Annotated in this window: 9 protein-coding genes; 7 read left to right on the top strand and 2 right to left on the bottom strand. The window is 60.9% G+C overall.

The genetic code is table 11. The annotated features are described in order from the left end of the window. The 5 genes from Q0216_RS04995 to Q0216_RS04975 all read left to right on the top strand — a co-directional run. The coding region (locus Q0216_RS04995; RefSeq protein ID WP_298593431.1) for an extensin at positions 1–1,808 on the top strand (1,808 nt) is incomplete at its 5' end. A gap of 307 nt (positions 1,809–2,115) precedes the next feature. Further along, positions 2,116–3,243, top strand: a complete 1,128-nt coding sequence (locus tag Q0216_RS04990; protein WP_298593429.1) for a histidinol-phosphate transaminase — start codon at positions 2,116–2,118, stop codon at positions 3,241–3,243. A 413-nt stretch (positions 3,244–3,656) separates the two neighbouring features. Then, a complete protein-coding gene (locus Q0216_RS04985; protein WP_298593427.1) occupies positions 3,657–4,823 on the top strand; it encodes a thiamine pyrophosphate-dependent enzyme in 1,167 nt (388 codons plus the stop codon). A 2-nt stretch (positions 4,824–4,825) separates the two neighbouring features. After that, on the top strand, positions 4,826–5,812 hold the full coding sequence (locus Q0216_RS04980) for an alpha-ketoacid dehydrogenase subunit beta (RefSeq protein ID WP_298593425.1): 987 nt from the start codon (positions 4,826–4,828) through the stop codon (positions 5,810–5,812). A gap of 99 nt (positions 5,813–5,911) precedes the next feature. Beyond that, positions 5,912–7,387, top strand: a complete 1,476-nt coding sequence (locus Q0216_RS04975) for a dihydrolipoamide acetyltransferase family protein (protein ID WP_298593424.1) — start codon at positions 5,912–5,914, stop codon at positions 7,385–7,387. A gap of 126 nt (positions 7,388–7,513) precedes the next feature. On the opposite strand, the gene Q0216_RS04970 is transcribed toward Q0216_RS04975, so the two are convergent. Further along, positions 7,514–8,623: a hypothetical protein gene (locus Q0216_RS04970; RefSeq protein ID WP_298593422.1), complete on the bottom strand. Its 1,110-nt coding sequence runs from the start codon at positions 8,621–8,623 to the stop codon at positions 7,514–7,516. A gap of 36 nt (positions 8,624–8,659) precedes the next feature. Beyond that, the gene (locus Q0216_RS04965; RefSeq protein WP_298593420.1) at positions 8,660–9,322 is read right to left on the bottom strand and encodes a sugar O-acetyltransferase; all 663 of its coding nucleotides are present in this window, start codon (positions 9,320–9,322) and stop codon (positions 8,660–8,662) included. Positions 9,323–9,618: 296 nt separating this feature from the next. On the opposite strand from Q0216_RS04965, the gene Q0216_RS04960 reads away from it, so the two are divergent. Together Q0216_RS04960 and Q0216_RS04955 are read left to right on the top strand one after the other, a co-directional pair. Then, complete coding sequence (locus Q0216_RS04960; RefSeq protein ID WP_298593418.1) at positions 9,619–11,385, top strand: long-chain-fatty-acid--CoA ligase; 1,767 nt, start codon at positions 9,619–9,621, stop codon at positions 11,383–11,385. Between the two features lie 351 nt (positions 11,386–11,736). Beyond that, positions 11,737–12,310 (top strand): MetQ/NlpA family ABC transporter substrate-binding protein (locus tag Q0216_RS04955; protein WP_298593416.1); only part of this gene is annotated, 574 nt, incomplete at its 3' end.

Genomic DNA, 12,310 nt, shown 5'->3' with positions numbered 1-12,310 from the left:
GGTACTTCTCGGCATCTTGGATGCTGCCGTATTCGCCTATCATCGCGGGTATTCTGTTTGGTTTTACCGCCTATATGGATGCCCAGTGGAACCCCGAAATTGCTCGTCAGCGAGCATTTGACCGCCTTGCAGACATGTTTGGTCTTCCGCGAGGATTCGTTCGAAAGGCACTGGACGGTGGTGCGTTCAGGCTTCCTGTATTCAGCCTCATCAAGGCTACCGGGTACAAAGCTCATAACGTGCGTACTGCCTCAGCTGATGAGTACGGTGTACCGACGCATCGTGGTGAGAAAAGCCAGCTTTCTGTAGGCGTCAGCTCGGATCGTCTGCAGGCGGCTGCTAAGGCGCAGGATCAGGAATTTGAGCGTTCTCAGCAAGATCCGACTAAGGGCGAACGTGGTGCCGTGCTCGTCACTGTCATGTACGAAGCAGGACACGAAGGCGATCCCGCCCATGCCCTGTATGTCGTGAGTATTCCGGGTACTAACTTTAATTCCTGGGGCGGTTCTCCCATGGACCCGGCAGGTGCCGTGCGTGAAACCTTAGGTACAGATACCACGAGGAACTCTGCCTACCAGATGGTTTTGCAAGCCCTACGTGATGCCGGAGCACCTCAAGGTGCCCGTGTGTACATGGAGGGCTTCAGTCAGGGTGCCATGATTGCCTACAACATGGCTAATAGCCTCGAGGTTGCCAAGGAAATTAATATTGTGGGTATTTACGCTCAAGGTACTCCGCTACGAGGCTTGCCTGCTAAACGCCGTGGCTTCGCCGTGGACTATGTAGAAGGTGAAGGCGATATTGTTCCGGATAGTGCACGGAGGGAAGTGGGAGGCTGGCGTCCTGATGAACGTGATACAGCGATTACCGTCCAGAACCCTGTACATCATGGCGAAAACTACCGAGAAGCTCTAGAGCGTGAGGGGTATAGTAACGCGGTTTTTGGTGGCATGCGTGCGGCAATGGACGGCAAAGAGTATGTATTAGGGGAGCAGAAGGTTACCTCGGGCTCTGCCATGCCAGATGGATATAGCTCGGTTGAGCGAAAAGGCGTAACGGCCGAACGCCTCGGAACTTACATAGACCAAGCCCATAAATCTGGAGTTAAGTTTGACGAGAAGGGTATAGACGAAGCGATTGAGCAAGGAACGGGCGGTAAGGTTAAAGGCCTTCAAGATATTAGAAATCGGGTGGAACGGGTACAACAAAAAGCAGAATATGCAGGGGAGAAGTTCAACAAGACACTCCCCGCCGTCATCGAGGGCGTCAAAAAGACCCTCCCTCACCCCGAGCCGACTCCGCAGGAAAAGCCTCAGGCCCCGGAGCCTGCGTGGCCCGAAACCCCTGTGCCGCAGAGGCCCAAGATGCCCTTCCTGCAGGGATACAACCCGCAGAATATTCCGCCCGCCATCAATATGCCGGCAGATCTGAACCGTCCGGAGCCTGCACCCATCAAGTTGCCCGCCCGCATCGAGGCAGAGGGGCAGCAGCCCCCTGCAGGTCTAATCCCGCCGGATATTCTGCCCAAACCCGCAGACCTGCATACGCACATCGAAAAGGCTGTTACTCAGCCAATCATCGATCGCCTGCAGCTCCCTAATGCTGGTTCTGTGCTCAAGGATCCGTTCCTCGGGCCCCGACAGGGCGGAGACTACGACGGTGGCGAGTCGCTCATCCCGACCCTGCCGGGCCTGAAACCTGCGCCCATGCCAATGTTCCCATCCGAGAACATCGATCCCGGGTTCCGCGCCCCAGGCCCTCCCGAGGACCTGACCCCCATCGAGGAGCGTGAACCCATGGCGGTCTAAAGCACCAGTCTAAAACCCAGTCTCAAGAACCCATCTTGACGGCTCGGTGGAGGGTGGAGGGGCGAGTAGAGTAGAGAAGAGAAAGGAGGGACGTCGCCGGGAACAACCCCGGCGGCGCCCCTCCAACTTTGCGCACAGCCTTTGCGCGCACAGTCTGTGTGTACAGTGCTTCTTTGAGTGCAGTGCTTCTTAGCGTGCAGCGCTCGCGGCTAGTATCTGCTGCCTGCACAGTTACAGCTTGCTCGCGATCTGCTCTACAGGTGAGAAGCGTTAGCCTCCGGGCCGCCCGCAGGCACATACTGGAAGCATGAGCCAGTCAGCTGAACACGCCAATATCCCGGTCCGCCCCGTCTTCAACACCCTGCCCAGCTACGCGGCAGGCAAGCCGCCCGCACCCGTTGAAGGCCTCACCCAGTACAAGCTCTCCTCGAACGAGAACCCGCTGGGTCCCGTACCCGAGGTCGCGCGCGTCCTCGCAGAATTTGCGACCGTGCACCGCTACCCCGACCCGCTCTCCACCGCCCTGCGACAGAAGCTCTCCGCACGGCTCGGCGTGGACGCTGACGACATCGTCACCGGCGCCGGAAGCCTCGGCGCGCTCAACCAAATCCTCAAAACCTTCGCCGGCGTCAACGCCGACGGCGTGCAGGACGAAGTCATCTACGCCTGGCGCTCCTTCGAGGCGTACCCGATCCTCGTCGGCATTATGGGCGCTCGCAGTGTGCAGGTGCCGAACCTGCCCGACGGCTCGCACGACCTGGACGCCATGGCGGCAGCCATCACCGAACGCACCCGCCTGATTCTGGTCTGCACCCCCAACAACCCGACCGGCCCCGCCGTCACCGAAAGCCAGATCCGTGCGTTCCTGGCGAAGGTGCCCGCCCACATTCCCGTGGTGATTGATGAGGCGTACTTCGAGTTCTGCGCCGCCTCCACCGTGCCGGAAGGTGAAGAAGCCCCGCTGAACGGCCTGGACATCTACCGTGACTACGAAAACGTCATCATTCTGCGCACCTTCTCCAAGGCGCAGGGCCTGGCGGGTCTGCGCGTGGGCTACTCGATTTCGCACCCGCAGATTACGCAGCACCTGCGCGTGGCGGCAACCCCGTTCGCCGTGACGGCGCTGGCTGAGGCGGCGGCTATCGCCTCCATCGAGCATGAGGACGCGGTGATGGAGCGTGTGAGCCACCTGGTCTCTGAGCGTGAGCGCGTGACCGCTCGACTGCGGGAGCTGGGCTACGATTTCCCGAGCACGTACGCGAATTTTGTGTGGCTGCCCCTGGGGGAGCGCACGGGTGAGTTTGTGCAGCTGATGGCTGAGCATGCGCTGTCGGTGCGTGCGTTCGGTACCGAGGGTGTTCGCGTGAGCATCGGTGAGGTGGAGGCGAATGACCGTTTCCTCTCGCTCTGTGAGGTCTTCGCAAAGGGGCTTTAGGGCATCTTGTGAAGGGGCGGGCGCACCCACCCTGCCCTGATTGAGCCCTAATTGAACAATGTACTATTTTCCCTTGTCGAGGTTCGTTTGGGCTTTTCAAATGGTTCTCGTGCGGGAAAAATAACGGCTCGAAAAAGCTCTCAAGAGTTAAATTAAGCCTCCCATATATTCTGTAAAAAGAATATATGGGAGGCTTAATTTAATGATGTTCAAATAGTGAATGACAGGGCATAATGCGCTGTGTTATCAGCGTAACTGCCGCGAGATAAAGCCGAAAAGAGTAGACTGGTAACTACATATGCCCAGACCCTCACAGGCTTGCCGGAACACCTCAAACCCTGCACCATCAGGTGAATGTTGAGGCTAAAACCCAAGCCGCTGAGGGCCAAGCCCTCGTCACGTGTGGAGGTTAGATGCACGAGAACGACAAGTACCCCGGAGTGCCCGAACGCATCCAGCTCATGGATGAAAACGGCACCGTACACGAACACCCCACCTACAGCCGGTACATCGAAGACGTCAACGCAGACACCCTGCGCGAGGCATACCGCCTCATGTACACCACCCGCCGATTCGACGACGAGGCAACCGCCCTGCAGCGCCAGGGTCAGCTCGCCCTCTGGGTACCCAGCCGAGGCCAGGAAGCCGCGCAGGTCGGCTCCGCACTCGCCTACGCGCCCAACGACTACATCTTCCCCTCCTACCGTGAGCACGCCGTCGCCCTGGCGCGTGGCGTGGATTTCCGCGACCTAATCACCATCTTCCGCGGCTCCACCACCCACGGCTGGGACATGAAGGCGCACAACTTCCACACCTACACCAAGGTGCTCGCCGCCCAGACTCTGCACGCCGTTGGCTACGCCATGGGCCTGAACTTCGACGCCGACATCGAGGCTGAAACCGGCACCCGCCGCACCGGTCAGGGCCAGGCAACCGACCCCGCCGAGGACACCCAGAAGCCCGCCGTGGCGGTCTACTTCGGTGACGGCTCCTCCACCGAGGGTGACGCACACGAGTCCATGGTTTTCGCCGCCTCCTATAACGCGCCGGTGCTTTTCTTCGTGCAGAACAATCGCTGGGCTATCTCCGTGCCCTTCGAGGTGCAGTCCCGCGTGCCGGTGTCCACCCGCGCCGCAGGCTACGGCTTTGAGGGTATCCGCGTGGACGGCAACGACGTTCTCGCGGTGCTCGCCGTAACCCGTTACGCCATGGAGAAGATTCGTGCCGGTGAAGGCCCCGTGCTGATTGAGGCTGAGACCTACCGCCTCGGCCCGCACACCACCGCGGACGACCCCACCAAGTACCGCACCGACGCTGACCTGGAAGGTCCCCTGCGCCGCGACCCCATGATTCGCCTTGAGAAGCACCTGCGCGAGCAGGGCTACGCCGATGATGCTTTCTTCGCCGAGGTTGCAGAATCCGCGCAGCAGGTCGCATCCGGCGTGCGTGAGGCGGTGCTGAACTCCGAAGTTGCCGACTTTGAGCGTTTCTTCGACCGCGTCTACGCGCAGGAACACCAGCAGGTGGAAGACGACCGCGAGTTCTACCGTAACTACGTTGCAGGCTTTGAAGAGGAGTAAGCATGAGCGAGAAAATTGAACGTTTGACCCTCGCCAAGGCGATTACCCGCGGCCTGGAAGACGCCATGGAAGCCGACCGCACCGTCGTCATGCTCGGTGAGGATATCGGCAAGCTCGGCGGCGTGTACCGTGTGACCGAGGGTCTGCAGGCGCGCTTCGGCAACCGCCGCGTCATGGATGCGCCCCTGGGCGAGTCCGGCATCATCGGCACCTCCATCGGTATGGCGCTGCGTGGCTACCGCCCCGTGCCGGAGATTCAGTTCGACGGCTTCGTGTTCCCCGCCTACAACCAGATCACGAGCCAGCTGGCGAAGATCCACAACCGTACCGATAAGCAGTACACGGTGCCGGTGACTATCCGTATTCCGTACGGTGGCGTGATTGGTTCGGTGGAGCACCACTCCGAGTCCCCGGAGGCGCTGTTCGCCCACACCGCGGGTCTGCGTATTGTGACCCCCTCGACCCCGCATGAGGCGTACTGGATGACCCGCAAGGCGATTGAGTGCCCCGACCCGGTCATTATTTTTGAGCCGAAGCGCCGCTACTGGCTCAAGGGTGAAGTGGACTTTAGCGACACTTCCTTTGATCCCTTTAGCGCCCAGGTGGTGCGTGAAGGTACGGATGCAACCATCGTTGCGTACGGTCCGCTGGTGCCGGTTGCTCTGGCGGCTGCGGAGGCTGCCGTGGAGGATGGTCGCTCGATTGAGGTCATTGACCTGCGCTCGATTTCGCCGCTGGATGTGCCGACCGTTGCTGCTTCGGTGGTGAAGACTGGCCGCCTGATTATTGCGCACGAGGCGCCGACCTTCGGTGGTATGGGCGGTGAGCTGGCTGCGGCGATTACGGAGCGTTGCTTCTACAGCCTGCAGGCGCCGGTGATTCGCGTGGGCGGCTACTACATGCCGTACCCGGTTTCTCGTGTTGAGGAAGAGTACGTGCCCGATATTGACCGTATTCTTGAGGCGGTCGACCGCGCTTTTGACTACTAGGCATTCCCTGATCTGACGTATCAGCGTGTTGCGCTATCGCGGGTTGTAAGCCCGCACAGAATATTCCGTATAGGGTATATGCCCTAGTAAGAGGTAAAAATGTCCCAGATTTTCCCGCTCCCTGACGTGGGTGAAGGCCTGACCGAAGCAGAAATCCTCAGCTGGAAGGTAGCAGTCGGCACCGAGGTCGCCATCAACGACGTCCTCGTCGAAATTGAAACCGCAAAGAGCGTCGTGGAACTTCCCTCGCCCTTCGCCGGCACCGTCGAGGCGCTGCTCGTTGCCGAAGGTGAAACCGTTGAGGTGGGCACCCCCATCATCAGCATCTCCGGAGGTGACAACGCACCCGCAACCCCGGCAGCCCCCGCCGCGGCAGAGGCTGAATCCGGCACCGCGCTGGTTGGCTCCGGCCCCAAGGCGGATGCGGTGAAGCGTCGCGCCCGCAAGCGCCCCGCCTCCGCAACCCAGCCCGCACAGGCTACTGCGGCACCGGTCGCACCGGCTGTTCAGGCACCCGTGGCGCACACTCCCACCGACCCGGTGAACCGCAACCAGGGCCTGCTGAGCGAGCTGGCTGAGCGCGCCTCCCGCTTTGTGGAGAACACCCCGCTGAACTCGGTGGTGCAGCGTCTGGCACCCGACCCCGCAGCGGCTCCCGCGCCGACTTTGGCTCCCGAGCAGGTTCCGCACCGTCCGACCCTCGCGCCGCCTCCGGTGCGTCTTGCCGCAAAGGAGCTGGGTGTTGACCTGGCGAACGTGACCGCTACCGGTGCGCGCGGCCAGGTGACCAAGCAGGACCTCATGAACTATGTGGCGCACCTGAGCGATGTGCAGCATAGCGGCGCCCGTCAGCCCTTCTGGCAGCCCGCAACCACCCCCGGTGACCGCATTGAGCGCATCCCGGTGCGTGGTGTTCGTAAGGCTACCGCGAAGGCGATGGTTGCTTCGGCGTTTAGCGCCCCGCACGTGTCCATCTTCGTAGACGTTGACGCCTCCCGCACCATGGAATTCGTGAAGCGTCTGAAGAAGTCCCGCCACTTTGAGGGCGTGAAGGTCACCCCGCTGCTGGTGCTTGCCGCCGCGGTCATTTGGGCTGCTGAGCGTAACCCGCAGGTCAACGCGACCTGGACCGATAGCGAAATCCAGATTAAGCACTTCGTGAACCTGGGTATTGCTGCGGCGACCCCGCGCGGCCTGATGGTTCCGAACATTAAGGACGCTCAGGAGCTGTCCCTGCGTGATTTGGCGGTTGCGCTGAACAACCTGACCACTCGCGCCCGTGAGGGTAAGACTCAGCCTGCTGAGATGGCGAACGGCACCCTGACCATTACGAACATCGGTTCGCTGGGTATTGATACGGGTACCCCGATTATTAACCCCGGTGAGGTGGCGATTGTTGCCTTCGGTACGATCAAGCAGAAGCCGTGGGTGGTTGATGGTGAGGTCATTCCTCGCTGGGTGACGACCCTGGGCGGTTCCTTTGACCACCGTGTGGTGGATGGCGACCTGTCGGCTCGTTTCATGGCTGATGTGGCGGCGATCCTTGAGGAGCCTGCACTGCTGCTGGACCACTAAGCTGTGGCTTCTTGGCCGCACGCTTTGTAGCTTCGCATAAAGAAAACCTCCGGTACCTTACGTAAGGTACCGGAGGTTTTCTGTACGGTTTATTCCTACCGCGACGAGGCGCGGGCGCTGAGAAGACTAGGCGTCCTCGCGTGCCACCTGGTCGCTCGGGTACTTGTCCACGCGGCGGTGGTACAGGCGTCCCAACAGGCCACCGAGGATAGCGCCGAGGAAGCTCAACGCCAGAACCAGCAGAACCGCGAGCAGACCGTTCGCGAAATCGCCCGCAATAAGCTTCTGCAGGGACAGGGATGCGACACCGTTCTGGAACAGCTGAGGCGCGAGGAAGGTCGCCAGGGACCCGAGGATAAGCGCCATAATCTGCCAGAGCCATACGGCAATGCCCTGCTTCGCGCCGGCGAATCGTGCCATGCGTCCGGCCGCGTAACCGCCCACCAGGTAGGCGAAGAAGACGAGCACGCTCAACGCCACCGCGACCGGCACGGCATTCGATACACCGCTGAAGAGACGGGAGACCACTGAGGCGTACTCGACGGACTCGCTCTGACCGGTCAGGGTCAGCCACGACTGGATAGCCCACAGACCACCGTCCATGAGGGAGATGGTTATCAGCCAGCCGAGCAGGCCGGGCAGCAGGTGCATGCGGGAGTAGCGGCTCTTCTGCATGGACAGCGCGGTTGCGGCGGTGAGGATGGGCTCCGAGCCAGCGGCGCCGGCATCACCTGCGGGGGTGGGGATGACGAAGTGGTCATCTGCCGCGGGGCTAGCCTGCGTGGAGGCGGGTGCGGGCACCTCGTAGCTTGCAGCGGTGGCAGGCGGGGTAGCGGGGGTGGTAGTTGCGCCGCCGCGTACGTTGTCCGTGCTGGGGGCTGCGGGCTTGTCGAGCCAGCTGAGGTTGTCGTCTCCGGGCTCGCCGAAGTTAGCGCCGGATTCTGCGCTCTGAGAGGTAGCACCGGGGGAGAGGATCGGCTGGGTTGCGGTAGCCGCCTCGGTGAGGGGGCGGGTCGCATCCTGCGAGGACTGTGCGGAGGCCTGCGCCGAAGACTGCGCCGAAGAGCTCGACTCGCGCGCCTTTTCGTGGGCGCGGCGTGCCGCGTTCAGCTCCTCATCGGTCAGGACCACGGTGGGGTCGTCGGAGGAGAATGCCGCCTCCCACAGGTCACTTTCGGTGGGCGTGGACGCCGCGGCAGCCGGGCGCTGCTGCGGGGTGTTGTTCTGTGCGTTCATTAAGTCCTTTGGATCTAATCCTGGGGTGGCGCTGATTTAGCGGTTGCGGTCAGCGTAGAAGGCGCGTGCTTCTTCTAGGGCTTCTGCGGAGAAGGTGTGCGGGTGTGCGGGGCGCTCATTCTCATCCAGGGTGCGGATAACGCGGCCGGGGTTGCCCACGACCAGGGAGTTCGCCGGAACGTCCTCGGTAACAACGGTACCTGCACCGATGACGGAGTTCTTGCCGATGGTCACGCCGCCCAGAATCATGGCGCCGCTACCAATCCACACGTTGTCTTCAACGGTGATGGGTGCGCCTGCTTCCCAGTAGTCGGCGCGGTCGCCGGGGTGGAGCGGGTGGGTGGGGGTCAGGAACTGTACGTTGCTACCAACCAGTACGGTGGAGCCGATGCGGATCGGGCAGACGTCCAGGAAGACGGTGCCGAAGTTGAAGAAGGAACCGTCACCGATGTAGGTGTTCACGCCGTAGTCGAAGCGTGCGCCGGGGCGGATGTGGGCGTGTTCGCCCAGGTGCCCGAGGTGTTCACGGTAGACGTGCATTGCCTGTGCCTGCTCGCCGCGGGCGTAATGCTCTTCGGCGAGGACGGTGGCGGCGTGGATGCGCTTGAACTGTGCGGCGCATTCGGCATCGGGCATGTAGACGGAACCGTTGATCATGCGGTTGAAGGTTTCGCCGGTGGGGCGCTGCGGGGTGTGCATTAGTGGGCTCCTCCCAGAAGGTAAGCAAGTGCGATGATGGCCATTCCGAACAGGATGACGACTCCTCCGGCGATAGCGAATCGTTTGGAAATTTCGCGGAGGAGCTTCTTGAACTGTTCGTCAGTGATGTCTTGCTGTCGTTTACTCATGCCTTAAGTATCCCAGAGTTGTGGGATTGTGCCTTAGTGTTTCGGTGTTTATTGCGGTATCTGGGGTGGGTGTGCGGCGTGATTTTCAGCGTGGAAGGAAATGCTGTTGAGTTGAAGAGTGAGGGCGTGGGAAGGCACAATCAATGCATGACTGAGGCTCAGAAGAACACGAACCTGCAGGATGCGGCGGCACCTGCATCCCCCGCTGGCGTACCCACTGGCGCGTACCCGTTGGCGCATCGCCCCTGGTTGAAAAACTATACTCCGTGGACGGCACGCGATATTGAGCTACCCGAAACCTCGCTGAGCCACCTCATTGACGAGGCGGTTCGCACCGTACCCTACAAGGTGGCGCTGGAGTTCTTTGGCGCGACCACGACCTACGCCGAGTTGGGCGATCAGATTGAGCGTGCGGCGGAGGGCCTGCGCGTGGCTGGCGTGCAGGCTGGTGACCGTGTGGCGTTGATTTTGCCGAACTGCCCCCAGCATATTGCGGCGTTTTACGCGATCCTGCGCCTGGGCGCGATTGTGGTGGAGCACAACCCGCTGTACACGGGTGCTGAGCTGCGCCACATGTTTGAAGATCACGGCGCGAAGGTTGCGATTGTGTGGGATAAGATCGCCTCGCATATTACGGGTCTTCCGGAGGATATCCGCCCGAACCACATTTATTCGGTGAACATGATTTCGGCGATGCCCGCGCTGATGCGTACCGCGCTGAAGCTGCCGTTGAAGAGTGCGCGTGCTTCGCGTGAGAAGTTGACCGGGCCTGCTCCGGGTACGGTGTCGTGGGCTCAGCTGGTGAAGAGCGAGCGTATTGATCCTGCGCATCGCCGCCCGACCGCGCACGATATTGCGCTGCTGCAGTACACCTCGGGTACGACCGGTCTGCCGAAGGGTGTGATGCTCACGCACCGCAACCTGGAGTCTAACGGCCGTATGGGTGAGGCGTGGATTAACCCGGGCGATGACGAGGTGATTTACTCGGTTCTGCCGCTGTTCCACGCCTACGGAATGACCCTGGGCGTGACTATTGCGTCGCTGTGCCGTGCCCGCCTGGTGCTGTTCCCGACCGTGGATATGGACCTGATTTTGAAGGCGATGAAAAAGACTCGCCCGACCATTCTTCCTGCGGTTCCGCCGGTGTATCGCCGACTCTTGGATGAGGCGAAGAAGCGCGGCGTGTCTCTGGAGGGTATCCGTTACGCGGTGTCTGGTGCGATGAACCTGCCGCCTGAGCTGGTTGCCGAGTGGGAGGAAGCGTCCGGCGGTTTCATGGTGGAAGGCTACGGCCTGACCGAGTGCGCGCCGCTGGTGTCCTGCAACCCGCTCAATGACACTCGCCGTGCCGGTTTTATTGGTGTTCCGTTCCCCTCCACCGATATTCGTGTGGTGGACCCGGAGACCGGCGCTGACGTGCCCGAGGGTGAAGAGGGCGAGCTGTGGGTGAAGGGCCCGCAGCGTTTTGCCGGCTACTGGAAGCGTGAGGATGAGACGGCGAAGACCATCACCCCCGATGGTTGGCTGCGTACCGGCGATATTGTGCGCCTGGACGAAGACTACTTCATCCAGATTGTTGACCGCATCAAGGAAGTCATTATTACCGGCGGTTTCAACGTCTCCCCGACGGAGGTTGAGGTCGCCCTCAAGCAGCACGATACGGTCGCGGATGCGGCGGTCGTCGGTATTCCGCTGCCTGCCGGTGGTGAGATGGTCGTTGCCGCTGTGGTTGCTGCTCCGGGCCGAGTGGTGCAGGAGCATACTCTGCGTGAGCACTGCTATTCGAAGGTGACTCGCTATAAGGTTCCGCGCCGCATCGTGGTGGTGGATGATTTGCCCCGTTCGATGCTGGGTAAGGTTCTGCGCCGTAAGGTGCGTGAGCAGTTGATTGCTTCGGGCGAGTTCGATCAGTAGTACTGGTTGCCAGTAGCACCGGTTGACTGCCCGCCCGCCCGTAACGGGTGGGCACTCCCGTAATGGGTGAGTAATATGGACGCCGGCTTGGGTTTTTGTACCCGGGCCGGCGTTGTGTGTGTGCCTGGATACACCGTCAATGACGCTTTGATGCCCGGTAATAATCACCGCATGACGAATTATGACAAAATATGACGACCTTGACGTTCTGTGTCTCATGAATAGCTCTTAACTTCCACACCCGCCCCCGCCCATGCTGTAATTGTCCCATCATCATTCCCATCGGATGTGCTAGTACCAACGTCAGCACCCGGCGGAACGCATCATCATTCAACAGAAAGATTCATAGCCGTGAAGAAGTTTGCTGCTGCACTCGCAGTCGTCCCCCTGGTCTTTGGCCTGGCAGGCTGCGGTTCCTCCAACTCCTCCTCCTCTTCCGACAGCAAGAAGGTCACCATCGGTGTGGTCGGTTCTGAGCAGTTCAACAAGACCCTGCAGGAAGAAGCTAAGAAGCAGGGCATTGAGATTGAGTACAAGGAGTTCAGCGCGTACACCGAGCCGAACCCCGCACTGGTCGCCGGTGACATCGACATGAACCGCTTCCAGCACATCGCGTACCTGTCGAACTACAACGTCAGCGCCAATCAGGACCTGCAGATTGTCGGCCCGACCGTGATTTACCCGATGGCTCTGTTCTCCAAGAAGCACTCCAGCCTCTCTGACATCCCCCAGGGTGGCGAGATTGTTATCCCGAACGACACCGTGAACGAAGCACGCGCACTGAAGCTGCTGAAGGCTAACGGCTTGATCACTTTCAAGAACGCTGACGTTGACGCACCCACCATCGACGACGTTGACACCTCCGCTTCTAAGGTGAAGGTCACCCCCGTTGACGCAACCCAGACCGTGGTCGGCATGGAGTCCG

The organism is uncultured Rothia sp. (assembly GCF_937976295.1).
Taxonomy (GTDB): Bacteria; Actinomycetota; Actinomycetes; order Actinomycetales; family Micrococcaceae; genus Rothia.
This window is presented reverse-complemented; position numbering and strand designations above follow the sequence as displayed.